Origin of the sequence: Sulfurimonas marina (assembly GCF_014905095.1) — a bacterium.
Classification (GTDB): domain Bacteria; phylum Campylobacterota; class Campylobacteria; order Campylobacterales; family Sulfurimonadaceae; genus Sulfurimonas; species Sulfurimonas marina.
The window spans coordinates 1,167,905-1,186,776 of the sequence record NZ_CP041165.1 but is presented as its reverse complement, the minus strand read 5'-3'; the positions used below and the strand labels follow the sequence as shown (position 1 = coordinate 1,186,776).

Below are 18,872 nucleotides of genomic sequence, written 5' to 3'. Positions count from 1 at the left end.
GGACTAATATGAACTTAACCATAGAAAAAGCAAAAGAGTTTTACTCAAAGATGCTTTTAATTAGGCGTTTTGAAGAGAAGTGTATAGAGCTTTATTCGGCACAAAAGATACGCGGTTTTTTACATCTGTATATTGGGGAAGAAGCAGTAGCTGTTGGATTGATGGATGCCCTGAGCGAAGATGATGCGATACTCGCAACATACAGAGAACACGGCCATGCACTTATTCGGGGTGTGGGTGCAAAAAGTATTATGGCGGAAATGTATGGAAAAGTGGATGGGTGTTCGCGTGGACGCGGTGGTTCGATGCACCTTTTTGATGCTAAAAGCAGATTTTACGGAGGGAGTGCCATAGTTGGCGGTGGTCTTCCTCTGGCTGTGGGGATGGCATTAGCTGACAAGATGCAAAACAGAAAAAGAGTGACCGTAGCTATTTTTGGTGACGGTGCAGTTGCCGAGGGTGAATTTCATGAGTCGCTTAATCTTGCAGCATTATGGGAACTGCCTATACTTTTTGTATGTGAGAATAACCGTTATGCAATGGGTACAGCACTGCAATATACGGAATCTCAGACAGATATCTATAAAAAAGCGGAGTCGTATAACATACATGCAAAACAGGTTGACGGGATGGATGTTATAGAGATTGCTAAAGCTGCTGCTCGGGCAGTTGAAGATATAAAAGATAGTTCCAAACCTGTATTTTTAGAGTGTCTGACTTATCGTTTCCGTGCCCATTCGATGTTTGATGCAGAGCTTTACCGTGAAAAAGAAGAAGTAAAAGAGTGGAAAGAAAAAGGCCCGTTAGTTGTTTTCGAGCAAAAATTAAAAGAGCTTGGATTGTGGTCTGAGCTTGACATTGAAGCGATAGAAGCAGAGATAAAAGATACTATAGATGACGCTGTTACATTTGCGGAAAACTCTGAGTTAGAACCTTTAGAAGATCTGGAAAAATTTGTATACTCGGAGGTGAGTAATGGCTGAGACAACATACCGTGAAGCTGTAAGGGCGGCTATAGATGATGCTATGAGTGCTGATGAGCGAGTATTTTTAATGGGGGAAGATGTAGGTCACTACGGTGGGTGTTATGCTGTGAGTATGGGACTTTTAGAGAAGTTTGGCGAGCAAAGAATTATTGACACTCCTCTGAGTGAGTCTACATTTACAGGTGCCGGAATAGGTGCAGCACTTAACGGTATGCGTCCGATCGTAGAGATAATGACGGTGAACTTCAGCCTTTTGGCACTCGATCAGATAATGAATAATGCCGCAACACTTTTACATATGTCGGGTGGACAGTTTAATGTTCCATTGGTAATTCGTATGGCGACAGGTGGGGGCAAGCAACTTGGAGCTCAGCATTCACACTCACTTGAAGGCTGGTTCGCACATATTCCCGGTTTAAAGATCTTAACTCCGGCAACTGTGCAAGATGCATACGATATGGTTGGTCTGGCATTACAAGACCCTGATCCTGTACTTATATTTGAAAATGCACTTTTGTATAATGCAAAAGGTGAACTAGATTTAGATGCCATACCTCTTGAAATAGGCAAAGCAAAAGTAGAAAAAGAGGGTAAAGATGTAACGATCCTTACATATGGAATAAGTGTGTTTAAAGCACTTGAAGCAGCCGAGTCTTTGGCAAAAGAGGGGATCGATGCAGAGGTGATAGATCTGCGCTCGCTTCGTCCGTTAGATGATGAAACCATTATGGCCTCAATAGCAAAGACGCATAAAGTGGTTATAGTTGACGAGGGGTGGAAAAGCGGGAGTTTATCTGCCGAGATTATGGCACGTATTAACGAGCAGGCTTTTTATGAGTTAGATGCTCCAATGAGTAGAGTATGTACGGCAGAGGTACCGTTACCTTATGCTAAACATCTTGAAGATGCAGCATTGCCACAGGCGGACAAAATAGTTGAAGCTGCTATAAAAACGGTAGGTGTATCATGAGTGAATTTGTAATGCCGAGTCTCGGTGCCGATATGGAATCAGCTGTTTTAATGGAGTGGCATGTAAAAGAGGGTGACAAAGTTAGCAAAGGTGATGTGATCGCTGAAGTTGAGACCTCTAAAGGTGTTATAGAGATTGAGGTTTTTGAAGAGGGTATTGTTGAGAAGCTTTTGGTAGAGGAAGAGACCGAGTGTAAAGTGGGTACCCCTTTGGCAATTATAAGTTCAGATGCAAATGAGAGTGTAGAAGTAAAAGTAGAAGAGCCTAAACCTGAACCAAAAGAAGAGATGAAAGAGCAAAAAGAGATAGAGCCTGAAGAAGAGATGAAAGAGCAAAAAGAGATAGAGCCTGAAGAAGAGCAAAAGCCGAATATAAAAGCAGAAGCACCTCTAAAGATGCAAAGTAGCGATGTTAAAGTATCACCTGCAGCTAGAAAAAAAGCTGAAGAGTTAGGTATAGATCTCTCTAGCATAACTCCGAAAAAACGGTGTTATACAACTTGCTCAGTTGGAAGCTTTAACTCCCGCAAGAGATAAAAGTGGCTGTTGATGAAGAAAAACCAAAAGAGCAGGAAACAGCAGTTGCTAAAGAGACTAAAGCTAAAGAGACTAAAGATGGTATGCGTCAGGCGATTGCAGCTGCCATGAGCAAGTCAAATGCCGAGATACCACACTATTATCTCTCAACAACAATCAATATGACGCCTGCTTTAGAGTACCTCGAAGAGCTTAATAAACAAAGAGATATACAAAATAGAATTTTGCCTGCTGCAATGCTTATACGAGCAGCTGTTGTAGCCTTAAAAAAGGTACCTGAGTTAAACGGTTTTTGGCATGAGGATGAGCTACATATCAGTGAAGCGATACATCCTGGAATTGCAATAGCTCTAAGAAAGGGCGGTTTGATAACACCTGCACTTTTACATGCAGATATTAAAAATCTAAACGATACTATGGAGTCTTTAGGTGATTTGATAACAAGGACTCGTGCAAGTAAATTGCGTTCAAGTGAGTTGATGGCACAAACTATTACGATCACAAATCTCGGTGACTTAGGAGTTGACAGCGTGTTTGGCGTTATCTATCCACCGCAAGTTGCAGTAATAGGCTTTGGGATTATAAAAGATGCTCCTTGGGCCGAAGGTGATGCACTTTGTGTGAGAAAAGTGATGCAGGCTACACTTGCAGGGGACCACCGTGCAACCGATGGTAGAATCGGTGCAAAATTTTTAGACACATTAAATACTATATTACAAAATCCAAAGGAGATGTTATGACAAAAGAGGAACTACAAACTATGATCATAAAAGCGATACTTGAGATCGCACCTGATGTTGAAGAGGAGGAGATAGAATTAACTGCAAACATTCAACGTTCACTAGAGATAGATTCGTTTGATTTTCTAAAGATACTTACTGCTATGCATGAAAAAACTGGTGTCGAAGTGCCTGAAGCAGATTATGCAAAAGTGGGTTCAGTGGAGGAGATGGCAAACTATTTTATAGATAACTTATAATCTCCGACACACTTGGATGAGCGTGGATCACATCTCTAAGCTCATCTATTGTGAGTTTTTTCTCTACGGAAAATACAAGCTCATGGATAATCTCCGTAGCTTCTACACCTATAATAGCTGCTCCTAAAATTGTTCTATCTTCTTTTGAAACTATTACTTTTGCAAAACCGGAGTCATCGCCTAATATTTTTGCTTTTGCATTGGCCTTGAAATATACCTTCTTTACGTCTATATCAATATTTTTATTTTGTGCATCGCTCTCTTTTAATCCACAGGTTGCTACTTGCGGGTTTGTATAAACTGTAGAAGGTGATATGTGTGTATTTGCTTTTGAAGTAGAGTTTATGATGTTATAAGCGGTTATTTTCCCCTCTTTATACGCTGTATGGGCTAGTCCCGGAGTATCTATACAATCACCCACGGCATAGATATTACTATTTGTCGTTTGAAATGCTTCATTTATCTCTATAAAACCTTTTGTGTCAAGCTTTATACCTGCATTTTCTAAGTTCAGTTCAGAAGTATTTGGAATACGACCTGAGACACTTAAAACTACATCACTTTTTAGCACTTGCTCTTCATTACCTGATTCGATCGTTAGTTCCACACCTTCAGTAAACTTGTTGACGCTTTTGATAGAAGCTGAATCGATGAGCTCTATACCACCTCTTTTAAATACACGTTTAAGTGCTTTTGCAACATCGATATCCTCTTTGGAAAGTATCATCTCACCTCTGCTTAGAAGTGTTACTTTTACCCCAAAAGCATTGAAAAAAGATGCAGCTTCACACCCTATGGCACCGCTTCCAACTATTGTGATAGATTTTGGAAGTGCTTCAAGGGTAAAAAGCTCATTGCTTGATATGATCTGTTTGCCGTCAAACGGTAAGAATTCAAGTTCTCTGGGTTTTGAACCGGTAGCTACTATACACTTGTCAAACTCTATGATTGTATTGTCAACTTTAATGGTTTGTTGATCGAGAAATGTTACCTCTCCATAAAGCAGCTCAACACTGTTTTGATCAAGCATCCACACAACACCACTTCTTATCTCATCTATAAGTGCTGTAGTTTTTGTTTGCAGGCGTCCCAGATTGAGCCCCTCGTACTGAAGATTTACACCAGAATCCATAAAATGCTCTATTTTAGAGATAAATTCAGCATTATGAAGATAGTTTTTTGTAGGGATACAACCGACATTTAAACAAACCCCGCCTATATTCTTTTTTGCTTTGTCAATGAGTAACACTTTTTTACCTGCATTGCCAAGTTCTAATGCCGCCTGATAGCCACCTGGGCCTGCTCCGATTATTACTACTTCATATCTATCCATTTTGATGCTCCAAATACTCGTGTGCCATATAACTGCTTCTTGTATATGGGGAACTTTGTATATATCTAAACCCCATATCAAGCCCTATTATTCTGAGTGTTTCAAACTCGCTTGGATGTACATATTCTACTATGTTTTCATGTTTTTGAGTTGGTTGGAGATATTGTCCGATGCTGAAATACTCACATCCTACATCTAAGAGGTGTTGCATCAGCTCTAAAACCTCATCGCGTTTTTCACCAAGACCTACCATAATCCCGCTTTTTGTAGCTATTTTGGAGTTGTACTCTTTTAACATTTTTAGAACATTTAGTGAGCGCTTGTAGGAAGCCCCTTTTCTTATGTGGTAAAGTCTGGGAATAGTCTCAAGGTTATGAGCAACTATGTCTGCATCACTATTTGCGATCTGTTTGATCGAATCTTTATCTTCTTGAAGATCAGGGATGAGAATCTCAACGACAATGGAGTTATCCATATCTTTTATCGCCTGTACAGTTTTGCAGAAGTGCTGGGCTCCCCCATCAGAGAGATCATCACGGGTAGGGCTTGTAATTACTACATGTCTTAAGCCCATGATTTTTACTGCTTTGGCAATGTTTGCAGGCTCTTGATGATCTAATGGTTTTGGATGACCCTTATCAACCGCACAGAAGGTACATCGCCTTGTACACTCGGTACCCATAATGAAAAAAGTAGCCTGTTTTTTTGAAAAGCACTCACTAATGTTAGGGCACATCGCTTCTTGGCACACTGTACTTATATTGTGTTGCTCCAAGAGCGATTCAAGCTCTTTATTTATGCTAAAACTAATCTTCTTTCTCAGCCACTCAGGCTTTCTTTTAAAGCTGTATTGCATCTATATTCCATTTATAAGTGTCATACTTTGTCTTTTGAAGCTCATCAATTTTTTGAAGCTCTTGCTCTGTTAGAGTATCATCTATAAGCTCTACATTGAAACTTTCTATAAATGAGTGTATCATTAGTTTTTTTAATTCATCTTTACTTGAAAATATATCAAGCTTCTCTAATGTGTTTATATCTTCTAAATTAGCATTTTCTAAAAATAGTTCTTTAAAAAGTTTAGTATCTACTCTAATAGGAATAGAACCGTGTTGAAAAAGAGTCTTTTTACTGTATCTTTGTGCATTGCCCCCTATCTTTTTACCATTGATCGTAATATCGTACGGTTCATTTGAAGCGGTGCAGATAGTTGACTTTGAGATAGTTAGATCTTGATCTTGTGCAAACTTTGGCTCAAGTCCCAGCCTTTTATAAAAGTGAAGCAAAAAACTGCAAAGGTATCTGTAACTCTCTTTTGGGCTTAAATCATTAAGGGCAGTTTGCGGCATAATCAATGAATAAGATATATCCCCTCCATGAACCAGTACACCGCCACCCGTTAAACGTCGAGCATATGAGAGCCCATTTAGATCTACAGCTTTGAGATCAAGAATTTCGTGGACTTTGTTAAAACGTCCAAAACTGAGTGCATCTTCCCACTCATAGACTCTTAAAACAGGCATGCCACTCTCTATGGAACTTTGCAGGAGTACCTCATCTACAGCCATATTGTATGAAGCGTTTGCTACAGGTGTATCCAATAAACGAAATTTCTTTAGAATCTTTTGCATATTACTGGCTATTATAATTAATAAGTTATAAAATGAGAGTTAGTTTTCGATATACTTTGAGTAAGTAGCGCAAAGCTTTAGAATAAAGTAGGGTAAGAAATGCAAAATTCAAGTTATGACAATTCAATCGAAGAGTTATTAAACGAAAAAATTTTTGATCAACAAGAGGCCGTAAGTACACTGACAAAAAGTTTACTGCAATCAAGTTTACTAAAATCGAAAAAAAAGGTAAGGGCACTTTTTACCTTCATTGGACTTGCAAACAGCGGGAAACACTATCTTGCACAAACACTTTTACAAGCAGATAAAGAACTTCAAAATATCAAGACATTCAATATGGAACAATACAGCGGTAATGTCTCTATGGGAATGGAGCAGTTTTCCCTGCCATCTATCTCTTCCGAAGTAGTTGAATTTGTCAGAGAAAATCCAAAATCTATATTGATCTTTGAAGATATAGAAAAAGGGGATTTTCAAACACAGCTGGCTTTGTACTCGCTCTTTGGCGGTAATGAGGTAAATGAAATTGATTTCTCTCAGGTTGTTGTTATTATGACAACTACAAAGCTTGGCTCAATTGTACAGAGACAAGACTTTAAAGAGCTTCTAAAAACAGATAGGCTTCAAGCACACACTTACCTTATGGAGAAGCTTGCCCAAGAGTATGTAATGGTAAACGGTATGAAAGAGGAGGCTTTTGATAAAAAGCTGCTTTCACTTTTAAATGAGTATACTGTTATCCCGTTTAACCGTCTTTCTCTCTCAGCACTTATCAAGATAGCTGCAAGAACGATTCATGAGATGTCACAGCACTTTGCAAAAGATTCAAAAATGGAGATCGAGTACTCAAACTTTGACAAGTTTGCATCATTGCTGACACTCTCACTCTCACCTTACATAAATGCTAGACATATTATTCAAAAAATACCGGAGCTTATATTTACACAGGTATATGAAGCTCTCAAAGTAACACCTGAGCTTGAAGGGATCCATTTTGATGTTTTAGATGAAGCAATGGAGTTTGTAAACAATGTGCTTAAAGAGCAGCACCTTTTCATTAAAAAGATCTCTCAACAACATATGCGCATCACTCTTGATTGGGAAATTACACAAGAGAATAAAAGTGTAACGTGTAAGATCAAAAACGCTTTTTACGCAAAAGAGAAGCTCTCCATCTTAACTCCCGATGCTCTACATGTTTCAGATATTAAGTTCTCAGATGTTGCGGGACAACAGCGGGTGAAAGATGAGCTTAAAGAGGTACTTGCTCTTTTAAAAGAGCCGGATCGTCTAAAACAGTTCGATATGACACCGCCTAAGGGGATGTTCTTATACGGTCCTCATGGTATGGGAAAAAAGCTTTTGGCACGTGCTTTTGCTAACGAGAGCGATATGCCCTACATTGTTGTAAGCGGTGCGGAACTTTTTGATGCAGCGAAAATTCATAAAGCATATGCACAGGCATTTGCTGCAGCTCCTGCAATCGTACTTTTAGAAGATATAGACACACCGGGAGTGATGAGCGGTGTAATCTCTCTTATGAGTACCCATCCTGTTGAAGAGGAGCTAGATGTTTTAAACGGGAGTTTTGAATCTCCTGTGTTTACAATAGCAACACTTAGCAATGTTGAAAATATTCCTGAAGAACTTAGTAAAGCGGGACGTATAGATATCCGGATAGAGGTACCGAAGCTTGATATGGAAGCAAGACGCTTTTTCATAGAGGAGGTACTCAAAAAACCGCATGACAAAAAGATAGATGTGGAGAAAGTTGTTCGCTACATTTCAGGTCTCAGCGGAAACGAACTGCAACGTATAGGGCAAGAAGCAGCCCTGCAAGCCGCACGAAAAGGGCTTAAAGAACTTACAGAAGAGATCTTATTAGAGCAAATTAATATTATAAAATATGGAGCTAAATTAGAGAACAAACAGATCCGGGATATCGAGAAGTCAATGGCAAAAACTGCGTACCATGAAGCGGGACATGCAGTGCTCTCTTTCTTCTTACTGCCCGATATTAAAATAGAGCAGGTAACGGTAGCTCCAAGAAGCGAGACTTTGGGGTTTGTATCGTACCATAACGATGACTATGTCGATGCTACTTCAAAAGAGGAACTTTTTAACGATGTGTGTGTCCTTTTAGCCGGACGTATAGCAAAAATGGAGAAGTTTGGAGAAGAGGGGATGGAGACTGGAGCTATCAACGACCTTGAAGTTGCCAGTATGCAGGTGTATGCCGCAGTTGCTCTTTTTGGGATGGATGATGAGATCGGATACCTCAATGTAAGCGGCGTGGAATCAGCTTACGATCGAAAACTTTTCTCAAGACGAATAGAGGAGCGTATGATTGCCTGGATCGAAGAGGCAAAACACAAAACCCAAAGAGAGGTTAAACGCTTATGGCCTGCTATTGAAGCGGTTGCAAAAAGACTGATCAAAAAAGAGGTGATCGACGGTGAGGAACTCAAAAAAATCATCAACAGAGCTATGAAGAAAAAATAGAGCAAGATGCAAAAAATGTTTGTCAAACATAGTCAGTCGGCAAAAGAGGAGGCAGATGGGTTAAGACTCTTGCAACAAGAATTGCAAGATAACCCATATATCTCTGTACCTGAGTTTAACTTGGTAAATGAAAACGAACTTCATGTGCAGTATATAGATGATGTAGAGCCAACCAAAGAGCATTTTATAGCTCTTGGTAAAGGGCTCGCATTACTGCATCAAAAAAATCACGAGTCTTACGGTTATGAGAAAGATAACTACATTGGGCATAATCCACAAAAGAATGTACTCTCAAAAGATTGGGGAAGTTTTTTTGTGGAGTATAGACTTGCATATCAAATTTCACTTATCCAAAACGGAGAGGTTCAAAAAATCTTTTTGGCATTACTGCAAAACAATAAAGCAAAACTGCAAGATTTTCTAAATGAATATACAAAACATCCAAGCCTTATCCACGGTGACTTATGGAGTGGAAACGTACTGTACGATAAAGAGAACGTATGGCTGATCGATCCCGCTGTCTATTTCGCTGATCGGGAGGTAGACCTTGCTATGAGTGAGATGTTTGGAGGGTTTTCTTCTGTTTTTTACGAGAGTTATGAGAAAGCATACCCAAAAAGCAAAGCTTACGAAACAAAAAAAATCATCTATAATCTATACCATTATCTAAATCACTACAACCTTTTTGGTTCCGGCTATTTGCGAGGGTGTGAAAACGGTTTTGAATTGATCTCTAAGCTCTAATATATTCCTGGAAACAGTTTATATCTCACCTGTTGTACATATTCTTTATACCCCTGCAGTTCCTTTTGAAGAGTTTTGTCCTCTAACTCCGTTCTTATTACAGTAATAATTAGAGCTATGAGTACAGGAATCAATGTCCACAGAGAATTTAAAGCAAGAACAATCCCTGGAAGTGCTAAAAGGTTTCCTGCATAGCCTGGATGGCGTACAATTTTATAAGGACCGCTCTTGCATACTTTATGTTCTCGATCTTTTTGTATACGTACAAAAGTGCTAAAGAAACGATTCTCAATCAAAGCCCATGAAGCAAAGGCATATCCAAATGCAATCAAAACAAAGCCGAGTAAATTTACCCAAATAGGAAAGGGTGAAGAGAATGAAAAACGGTGATCGAGGCCTGCAACTATGGCAAGGGGAAATGATATGCTGAGTGCCATTAATGTACCCAGTAGCTTATCCCAAGGCTTTACATCGCTAGCCTTAAAGTATTTAGAGCGTTCAATCAAAATTCCAGGATGTCTTTGTTCTGCCAATATGCGACTCACTATACCGGCTGTAACTATAAGCACAAGATAAACCCATGCCTGCCACCAATAGAGATCCCATCCGCAAACTAAGAGAATAAGGGGCACCAAAAGGTAAGCTGTAACTACACCGAACCATTGAGATGGTTTGAATTTTATTTTAGATTCCTGGTTAATCATAGTCGAGACCTTTTTATTTAACTGTTCAAACTCTTATCTATACAATTAAAATATATCATATTTTAATTGTAACTAAGTATAATTGCGAAAAAGTACCCTTTATGCAAAATCTTATTAATCTACTTAGTAAAAAAACAAATCTACAAAAAGAATATGTATCAAATATTTTAAAACTTCTTGAGGAAGGCTCCACTATCCCTTTTATCGCACGTTATCGTAAAGAGATGACAGGGGGAGCTGATGATGAAGTGCTTCGTGAGTTTGAGACAATATACAACGGAGTTAAAAATCTTCTGGAGAGAAAAGCTGAGATCTCACGTCTTATATCTGAGAGGGCAGTTTTGAGCGATGAGTTACAAAAAAGTATAGAAGATGCCCAAAGCTTACGGGAACTAGAAGATATCTACCGTCCTTATAAAGAGAAAAAAAACTCCCGTGCGGCAACTGCGATCGCAAACGGACTCACACCACTTGCAAATACACTTCAAAAAGCTAAACTTACAACAGAGGCTTTAAAAGTTGAAGCCAAAAAATTCATAAATGCAAAAGTAAAAAACGTTGATGAAGCCTTACAAGGTGCGCAAGATATCTTGGCAGAACGCTACGCTGAAAACCCTAAAGAGAGGGAATACATAAGAAACACTATGCTTCGTCACGGAGTTTTAGAGGTTAAAAAGACAAAAACTCTTGATGAAAACGGCGTATATAAAAACTTTGTAGGCAGCAGCGAAAAAATTGCGTATATTCCATCTCACAGATATTTGGCGATCATGAGAGGAGTTAATGAGAAACAGCTCTCAGCAAAAATCGGTATAGATATTGAGAGAATAGAAGAAAACATTAGACACTACAAAATTCCAAAATATGCCTCAAGCTCTAAAGAGTACTTAGAAAAGGCCTATACAGATGGACTCAAAAGACTTTTATTACCTTCTATTGAGCGAGAAGTACACAGCGAACTAAAAGAGAAAGCCGATCTCGCAGCAATCGGGGTATTTGGCAAAAATCTCGGTCAACTTCTTATGACACCTCCTGTAAGCAAAAAAGTTCTTTTAGGGGTTGATCCTGCATATCGTACAGGGTGTAAACTCGCAGTCATTGATGAGAACGGAAACTATCTTGAATCAGCTGTCATATACCCGACCGAGCCGCAAAACGACTATGAAGCCTCAAAAAGAAAAGTACTGGAACTTCATAAAAAGTACACTATAGACGGTGTAGCTATCGGTAACGGTACCGCTTCAAGAGAGACTCAGGAGTTCTTCGCAAAACTCAACGCACAAGAGGGTGTAAAACTTATCTATACAGTTGTTTCAGAAGCGGGCGCTTCCGTGTATTCTGCTTCAAAGATCGCAGCTCAGGAGTATCCTGATCTTGATGTAACGATCCGCGGTGCGATCTCCATAGCACAACGTCTTCGTGATCCTATGGCGGCACTTGTAAAGATTGATCCGAAATCTTTGGGAATAGGGCAGTATCAACACGATGTAAATCAAAAGCTTCTAGAGAAAAAACTGGGTGATGTAACAGAGGATCTGGTTAACCGCGTGGGCGTTGACATTAACTCTGCGTCACTCTCTTTACTTTCTCATATAGCGGGCATAACTCCAAAACTAGCACAGAACATCATTAGTTATAGAGATGAGAATGGTAACTTTACCTCTAAAGAGCAGCTTTTAAACGTAAAGGGCTTAGGGAAAAAAGCTTATGAGCAAGCCGCAGGGTTTATCCGCATAAAAGATGGAGAAACGGTTTTTGACAATAGCGGGATCCACCCTGAGAGTTACGGTGTAGCCAAGAGGTTGGATGGAGTTGATCTTAAAACTGCAGATGTAACAATGCTCTCTAAAGAACTTGGCGTTGGGGAAGATACTCTAAAAGATATCATCAAAGAGTTGTTAAAGCCCGGATTTGATCCAAGGGAAGAGTTACCGGCTATCCCGTTTAAAGAGGGACTGCGTGACATTAAAATGTTAAAAGTGGGCAGTTTTGTTTCAGGTGTAGTGCGAAATATAGCCGACTTTGGAGCATTTGTAGATATAGGACTTAAAAATGACGGGATGATCCATATCTCAAAAATGAGTGAAAAAAGGATCAAACATCCGCTTGAAGTGCTCTCACTCAATCAATATCTGCCAAAAATTGAAGTGGTAAGTGTCGATAACGAAAAAGGGAAGATTGGGCTGAGTCTAATCTAAAAAAATGATAGGTGGAAAAAAGATGTTGAATTTAATCGAGATTGAGGATATAAATATTCCCGAATTACAGATCTATAAACAGTTGCGAGACAATGCATTTACTGAGGACAATAGCTTTATTGCCGATTCACCAAAAGTGATAAATCTACTGCTTGAATCCGATCTAGAGATTAAAAGTATTTTATCTACAAAAGAGTACTATGAAGAGTTTGAGGATCTAATACGAAAAAAAGATATAGAAAAGTTATATGTTGCTACTAAGAAAGAACTTGAAAGTATTGTAGGTCATACCGTACACCATAATGCTATGATGCACGGCATTCGTCCCGAGCCTACACCATTAGATGCACTAGGCGATAAAATAATTATGCTAGATGAAATCTCATCTACACAAAATGTCGGTTCCATTGCCCGCTCTGCTGCTGCTTTAGGGGTAAACTCTTATCTCCTTCCCAAACAAGGCCCTCATCCTTATTCTAGGCGATCTCTGCGTGTATCTATGGGGTATGTTTCTAAGTTACAGATACATATCTATGAAAATATCATTGAAACCATTGAAGCCCTCAAGCAAGCAGGTTATACTATTTTAGCAGCTGAAGTTACCAATGAGTCTATAGAGTTGGCAAAACTTGAAGTACCCGAAAAATGGGTCTTAATTATGGGACACGAGGGAAAAGGAATCTCTAAAGAGATACTAGAACATTGTGATAAAACCGTAAAGATAGAAATGGTCGAGGGGATTAAAAGTTTTAATGTGAGTGTCGCAGCATCTATTATGATGTATAAACTTATATATTCTTAAGTGGTACCAGCGGGGGGACTTGAACCCCCACATCCGAAGATAACGGATTTTGAATCCGTCGTGTCTACCATTCCACCACGCTGGCTTAATTGCCTGAAATAATAATCATATGTTACTTAAAAATAAATAATTTTTGCCGATATAGTCTCATTATGGTACTTTTATTGCTAAGTAGCTATTATTACGAATAAATGAGTCGGAGGTCTGTTATGCGTGTAACACCAAGTATGTTTTACAACAGTATATATCAAAAGAACAGTACAAATATAAATAATGAGCTTTTTGATGTAAATAAACAGATATCATCTGGACTAAAGATCCAATACGCAAATGAAGATGTACCCGTATTCGCACAAACAATGCGTTTAGACAACGAGATCACAATCCTCTCACAAATAAAGTTAAGTACGGAAAACGGTTATAAAGTCTCAAATCAAACAGATTCGATCATGAATGAGTTTAGTGATCTTATGAACCGTTTTAGAACGCTACTATTACAAGGATCGAATGACACTAACGATGAAACTGCAAGAAATGCTATTGCCAGTGAGTTAAGAGGGATAGAGAAAAACTTAAGAAGCTTAGCAAATACTTCAATTGGTGGAAAGTACCTTTTTTCAGGTTCAGCACTTGATGTTCAGCCGATTGACGACAACGGTATCTATCAGGGAAATGATGACAGACTTGATGCGTTTGTAGGTTCAAACAACAAACAACAGTTCAATATCTCAGGCGCTGATCTGTTTTTAGGTGAGAACACTTCTGTAAACCGTCAAATAACTACAAATGTTGTAAGTACAAACCTTCTTATGAAATATCCGGCATTACAAGCAACTGCTGCAGATACTGAAGAATTATCGGCATCAAGTGATATGAGACAGTTTATGGGTGATACGGACAACACAAGTGCACCTGCAAACACATACTATTTTTATCTACGCGGTACAAAAAGTGACGGTACCAACTTCAATAGTAAAGTGTCGTTATCAGATAACGATAAAGTAAGTGACCTTCTTAATGAGATCGGAAAACTATATGGCAATACCGGTGCAAAACAGGTTGTAAACGTTTCACTAAATAGTACGGGTCAGATCGTTATTCAAGATAAAATAAACGGTTCATCAAACATCGATTTTCATATGGTGGGTGCGGTAGACTTTAGTGGTGGTGCAGCAGCTGATGTTGCTACCATCGATGCTTTAGACAGTGGTGAAAGCAGTTTTGACAATATTATAAATCTTACATCAACAGCTGCAAATCCAGACCTTTATGTTAGAGAGTTTACAAAGTCAGGGTTTACTTCAGCAACCGGTGCACCGGCAAATATTGAAGGTTTAGTTTACGATCGAACAGCTTTTAGTATTGACGGTTCAACGATCTCATCAAACGTACCTCAAATCATAAAAGATACAAATGGTTTTGCAGAGCCTGCAACGAAACTATCGGAGGTGTTTGACCTTTCTCAAGGGACTGCCGATACACTTGACGGTACACAATTACGTTTAACAGGTACTACGATTGACGGTGTAAACCCTTATGATATTACGATCAATCTAGATAGTGCAGGTTCAACATTTGTGGATAATATCGGTGCCACTACTTACGATATATTCAATATGGATACAACGGGTAGAGTTGCAACGGATGCTGATGAAGTAACATACCAGCAACTACTTGACGTAATCAATATGGCTGTTACAGGTAATCTTCCGGCAGGTGCAACAGACGCAGATTACGATACCGCTATAGAAGATTCACGTCTAAGTGGAGACTCATATCTTACATACGATGGAAAAATTGCATTTAAAGACCTTACAAACGGTAATACGCAAGCGAGTATCTCTATGTATGATACAAACAGCGGAGATTTTACTGCTGATCCTTCTGTTGTAGCTTTTAATGCAAATAACTCATTGACGATCAAAGATCCGAAAAATGACTTTTTTAAATCACTTGATGAGATGATTCGTTCTGTTGAAGAGTATAAAGTTTTTCCTGATGCAGAGACAGGGACTGAGAGAAGTCTAGGGATGGAAAATGCGATCGCGCGTATGGATGCCCTTCAAGATCATTTTTTCAGTATGCATGCGAGAGTAGGGGCTCAGTCAAATACGCTTGATCAGTCTTTACAAAGAGTTCAAATTTTAGATGTTACAACACAAACATTACGTTCGTCAGTGATCGATACAGATATAGCTGAAGCATCTTTAAAATTACAGCAATTAACGATCAACTATCAAGCGATGCTCTCAACTGTAGGGAAAGTTTCAGACTTAAGTCTGGTTAACTATATATAATTGGAACATTTTTGGCTATACTTCTTTTAAAATTTGTATACATTTTAAAGGTTAGTTAGTTTGAGGGATACTTTTTTTATATTTGTATTTGGTGTTTTAGTTTATTTAGGTTTTGCTACGATTTTAGGAACTACTTCGTTAATGGGAAGTTTCGGTGTAAGTTTTGCATCGTTTAACCATCAATATTTTGGTTATATATCGTACCTATACCTTTTCGTGTTACTTTACCCGCTTTATAAGCTTTACAAGGATATCAGTTTTGATATTCGCAAAGCTGAAATAAGCATAGCTTCTTTTTTAATCCTTTTTTCTTCCCTTTTAGCACAGGCTCTTTTGATCGAAAATGAATTTCGAGGAAAATTTGGCGGTGATTTTGTAGACTTTCTCTCTCCTTATATCGGGATGTTCGGTTTATGGGTTTTCTGGTTTGTGATCACACTTGTGGCTATAGTGATTGTATTTGAAAAAGATACTTCTGAACTTATTGCCCATCTAATGGAATCTGTAAAACGTAATCCCACTACACAGCACTCATTTGAAGAGGCTCCCGTACAAACAACTCTAAAAGAAGAAGAAAGCCGTGTAGAAGATGTAGTTGAAGAGGAAACAGCAGTTGAACAGCAGAGTAATACTGCTGTTGAGAGTGTTGAAGAGGTTATAGAAACACCGACGCAAGAACATACAATTCCACACTATGAGATCGACGAGAACATAGAAGAAGAGATTGACAAACCTGCATTTTTAAGACAAGACACAAAAAATAAACAAAACATTTTAGAACTTGCAAATGAGATCAAAGAGCAAAAAAATACGGTAATTGTAGAAGAGCTAGAGGAAAATAAAAAACTTCTAGAGGGGATTGAACAGGGAAAAACAGAGAAACCAAAGAACTTTAAATTGCCGAAATTGGACTTTTTACAAAAGCCGTCAAAATCTTCAAAGTCAGTTGATGAGAGTGAACTTGACGGGAAAATTAGTGATCTTATAGAAAAACTTGGACATTTTAAAATAGACGGTGATGTTGTTCGTACCTATGCAGGGCCTGTTGTTTCTACTTTTGAGTTTAAACCTGCTGCAAACGTAAAAGTAAGTAAGATTCTAAACCTACAAGATGACCTTGCTATGGCACTTTCAGCTGAGACGATCCGTATTCAGGCACCGATTCCGGGTAAAGATGTAGTTGGGATCGAGATACCAAACGATACAGTTGAGACTATCTACTTACGCGAACTGTTAGATGACAAACTGTTTCAAAATTCATCTTCACCGCTTACTATTGCACTTGGAAAAGATATTGTAGGGAAACCTTTCGTAACAGATCTAAAAAAGCTTCCACACTTGCTTATTGCAGGAACAACAGGTAGTGGTAAGTCTGTCGGTATCAATGCGATGATCCTTTCATTACTATATAAAAACTCACCTGATCAGCTGCGTCTTTTAATGATTGACCCGAAAATGCTGGAGTTTTCGATCTACAATGACATTCCGCATCTACTGACTCCGGTTATTACAAAACCTAAGCAGGCGATTGCAGCATTAAGTAACATGGTAAACGAAATGGAACGCCGTTATGCAGCAATGGCTGATACACGTACTAAAAACATTGAAAACTATAATGAGAAAGCGAAGAAGGGTGGATATGAACCGTTCCCTTATATTGTAGTTATCATTGATGAGTTAGCAGACCTTATGATGACAAGTGGAAAAGATGTTGAACACTCAATTGCAAGACTTGCACAGATGGCAAGAGCTTCTGGGATTCACTTGATTGTTGCAACGCAAAGACCATCTGTGGATGTTGTAACGGGTCTTATCAAAGCAAACCTTCCTTCACGTATCTCTTACAGAGTAGGGCAAAAAGTTGATTCTAAAATTATCTTGGATCAAATGGGTGCAGAGTCTTTACTTGGACGCGGGGATATGCTTTTTACACCTCCGGGTGCAACTGGACTTGTACGTCTTCATGCTCCATGGAGTACTGAAGAGGAGATCGAAGAGATCGTAGAGTTTATTAAGTCTCAAAGAGAACCTAACTACGACAAAAGCTTTTTAGTTGAGGATAATAGTGATTCATCTGAAAGAAGTGAAGTGTTTGAAGAATTAGATCCTCTTTTTGAAGAGGCAAAAAGCGTAGTACTTAACGATCGTAAAACATCGATCTCTTACCTTCAAAGAAAACTCCAAATCGGTTACAACAGATCTGCAAGAGTGATAGAACAGCTTGAACAAGAGGGAATATTGTCTGCTCCGAATGCAAAAGGGATTAGAGAGATAGTGTAAATGCAAGAGTTTACAAAGACTTTACATAAAGATGAAGAGATTCAGGTACAAGCTGAGATATCTAAGACATATTACAACGGTATTATCTCTTTGTATCTTTTGGGAGCTGCACTTTTATTTATAGGGCAAGAGCTTCAAATCGGTGTTATCGGCATTGTCTTAATCATTCGAACTTTTTATGTCCATATGCAAGAGATAAAAGAGAAAGCCTCTTACCACTGTTTACTTACAAATAAGCGTCTCATCATTTTAAAAGGGAAAAAAACTCCCGAAATCTTTCCAATAGAACTTGATGAAATCCGTACTATATATATCAAACCGATTTCAAAATTTTTAGATGTGGGTACTTTAGAGGTTTTAACAACTTCAGGCGGACGTTACGTAATTAGAAATATTAAACGGCCGTATGAGTATCATAGAGCAATTATCGGTGACATTGTAAGTGCTACACACTATTCAAATAAAACAAATAACAAAGGTATGAAAAAATGAAACCAGAAGAGATAGTTCAATCTTTAAAAGAGCAATATAACAGAGACTTGCGTAAACAGATCGTGAAGAATATCCTGCAACATGAGAAAAGTAACGATAAAGAAGCTATCCAATCTTCTTACAATATTTTAAATCAGATATTTTCTTATGTACTCAATCAGCTAGGCTGGAATATCACACAAGATTCTAGTGAGTGGGAAGATACTCCACTTCAAGTGATGTCAGAAGCATTTCCACAGCTAAAAAGTACCAAATGGTACCAAGATCAGCTCCTACAAGTGGAGCAATCTATCAAGCTAGAAAGCGATATGTTACAAAAATAAACATATTTTTCGAAAAGTAACATTTTTTTGTATCGATTAGTAACACTGTGTAGTATCTTCCTTTTTTATTGGTTATAATTTTTTAAATTTAAACC

General features: G+C 38.5%; 17 protein-coding genes and 1 tRNA gene. 13 read left to right on the top strand and 5 right to left on the bottom strand.

Features of this window, described 5'->3' with window-relative positions; all coding sequences use genetic code 11:
• Positions 1–8 precede the first annotated feature (8 nt).
• Genes pdhA through FJR03_RS06070 form a run of 5 tightly spaced genes read left to right on the top strand, consistent with a single transcriptional unit; the run spans position 9 to position 3,471 of the window.
• Complete coding sequence (gene pdhA, locus FJR03_RS06085; RefSeq protein WP_193112644.1) at positions 9–983, top strand: pyruvate dehydrogenase (acetyl-transferring) E1 component subunit alpha; 975 nt, start codon at positions 9–11, stop codon at positions 981–983.
• Complete coding sequence (locus FJR03_RS06080) at positions 976–1,956, top strand: alpha-ketoacid dehydrogenase subunit beta (RefSeq protein ID WP_193112643.1); 981 nt, start codon at positions 976–978, stop codon at positions 1,954–1,956. The genes pdhA and FJR03_RS06080 overlap by 8 nt, the downstream gene beginning before the upstream one ends.
• Positions 1,953–2,492 carry a biotin/lipoyl-containing protein gene (locus FJR03_RS11640; protein WP_226962086.1) on the top strand — a complete coding sequence of 180 codons (540 nt, stop codon included), beginning with the start codon at positions 1,953–1,955 and terminating at the stop codon, positions 2,490–2,492. Before FJR03_RS06080 ends, FJR03_RS11640 begins: the two co-directional genes overlap by 4 nt.
• A gap of 2 nt (positions 2,493–2,494) precedes the next feature.
• Positions 2,495–3,232, top strand: coding sequence for a 2-oxo acid dehydrogenase subunit E2 (locus FJR03_RS11635; RefSeq protein WP_226962085.1), 738 nt, complete (start codon positions 2,495–2,497; stop codon positions 3,230–3,232).
• Positions 3,229–3,471, top strand: coding sequence for an acyl carrier protein (locus FJR03_RS06070; protein ID WP_193112642.1), 243 nt, complete (start codon positions 3,229–3,231; stop codon positions 3,469–3,471). Before FJR03_RS11635 ends, FJR03_RS06070 begins: the two co-directional genes overlap by 4 nt.
• On the opposite strand, the gene lpdA is transcribed toward FJR03_RS06070, so the two are convergent.
• Genes lpdA through FJR03_RS06055 form a run of 3 tightly spaced genes read right to left on the bottom strand, consistent with a single transcriptional unit; the run spans position 3,455 to position 6,435 of the window.
• The gene (gene lpdA / locus FJR03_RS06065; RefSeq protein ID WP_193112641.1) at positions 3,455–4,804 is read right to left on the bottom strand and encodes a dihydrolipoyl dehydrogenase; all 1,350 of its coding nucleotides are present in this window, start codon (positions 4,802–4,804) and stop codon (positions 3,455–3,457) included. The two genes, FJR03_RS06070 and lpdA, sit on opposite strands and share 17 nt — an antisense overlap.
• Positions 4,797–5,660: a lipoyl synthase gene (gene lipA, locus FJR03_RS06060; RefSeq protein ID WP_193112640.1), complete on the bottom strand. Its 864-nt coding sequence runs from the start codon at positions 5,658–5,660 to the stop codon at positions 4,797–4,799. Before lipA ends, lpdA begins: the two co-directional genes overlap by 8 nt.
• A complete protein-coding gene (locus FJR03_RS06055; protein ID WP_193112639.1) occupies positions 5,644–6,435 on the bottom strand; it encodes a lipoate--protein ligase family protein in 792 nt (263 codons plus the stop codon). Before FJR03_RS06055 ends, lipA begins: the two co-directional genes overlap by 17 nt.
• Before the next feature lie 99 nt (positions 6,436–6,534).
• Between FJR03_RS06055 and FJR03_RS06050 the strand changes: the two genes are divergently transcribed.
• Positions 6,535–8,937 carry an AAA family ATPase gene (locus FJR03_RS06050; protein ID WP_193112638.1) on the top strand — a complete coding sequence of 801 codons (2,403 nt, stop codon included), beginning with the start codon at positions 6,535–6,537 and terminating at the stop codon, positions 8,935–8,937.
• Between the two features lie 6 nt (positions 8,938–8,943).
• Positions 8,944–9,681, top strand: a complete 738-nt coding sequence (locus FJR03_RS06045; RefSeq protein ID WP_193112637.1) for a fructosamine kinase family protein — start codon at positions 8,944–8,946, stop codon at positions 9,679–9,681.
• Here the strand turns inward: FJR03_RS06045 and FJR03_RS06040 are convergent.
• Entirely contained in the window at positions 9,678–10,385 is a 708-nt protein-coding gene (locus FJR03_RS06040; protein ID WP_193112636.1) for a methyltransferase family protein, read from the bottom strand. The two genes, FJR03_RS06045 and FJR03_RS06040, sit on opposite strands and share 4 nt — an antisense overlap.
• Positions 10,386–10,486: 101 nt before the next feature.
• On the opposite strand from FJR03_RS06040, the gene FJR03_RS06035 reads away from it, so the two are divergent.
• Entirely contained in the window at positions 10,487–12,583 is a 2,097-nt protein-coding gene (locus FJR03_RS06035) for a helix-hairpin-helix domain-containing protein (protein WP_193112635.1), read from the top strand.
• 22 nt (positions 12,584–12,605) lie between these two features.
• A complete protein-coding gene (locus FJR03_RS06030; RefSeq protein ID WP_226962084.1) occupies positions 12,606–13,385 on the top strand; it encodes a TrmH family RNA methyltransferase in 780 nt (259 codons plus the stop codon).
• A gap of 1 nt (position 13,386) precedes the next feature.
• Here FJR03_RS06030 and FJR03_RS06025 read toward each other — a convergent pair.
• Positions 13,387–13,470 (bottom strand) — tRNA-Leu (locus FJR03_RS06025).
• 124 nt (positions 13,471–13,594) lie between these two features.
• On the opposite strand from FJR03_RS06025, the gene FJR03_RS06020 reads away from it, so the two are divergent.
• The 4 genes from FJR03_RS06020 to FJR03_RS06005 are packed head-to-tail and all read left to right on the top strand — an operon-like array spanning position 13,595 to position 18,777.
• Positions 13,595–15,682, top strand: coding sequence for a flagellin N-terminal helical domain-containing protein (locus FJR03_RS06020; protein WP_193112634.1), 2,088 nt, complete (start codon positions 13,595–13,597; stop codon positions 15,680–15,682).
• 60 nt (positions 15,683–15,742) lie between these two features.
• Positions 15,743–17,962, top strand: a complete 2,220-nt coding sequence (locus tag FJR03_RS06015; protein WP_193112633.1) for an FtsK/SpoIIIE family DNA translocase — start codon at positions 15,743–15,745, stop codon at positions 17,960–17,962.
• Positions 17,963–18,454: a hypothetical protein gene (locus FJR03_RS06010; protein ID WP_193112632.1), complete on the top strand. Its 492-nt coding sequence runs from the start codon at positions 17,963–17,965 to the stop codon at positions 18,452–18,454.
• Positions 18,451–18,777, top strand: a complete 327-nt coding sequence (locus tag FJR03_RS06005; RefSeq protein ID WP_193112631.1) for a hypothetical protein — start codon at positions 18,451–18,453, stop codon at positions 18,775–18,777. Before FJR03_RS06010 ends, FJR03_RS06005 begins: the two co-directional genes overlap by 4 nt.
• Positions 18,778–18,872 lie beyond the last annotated feature (95 nt).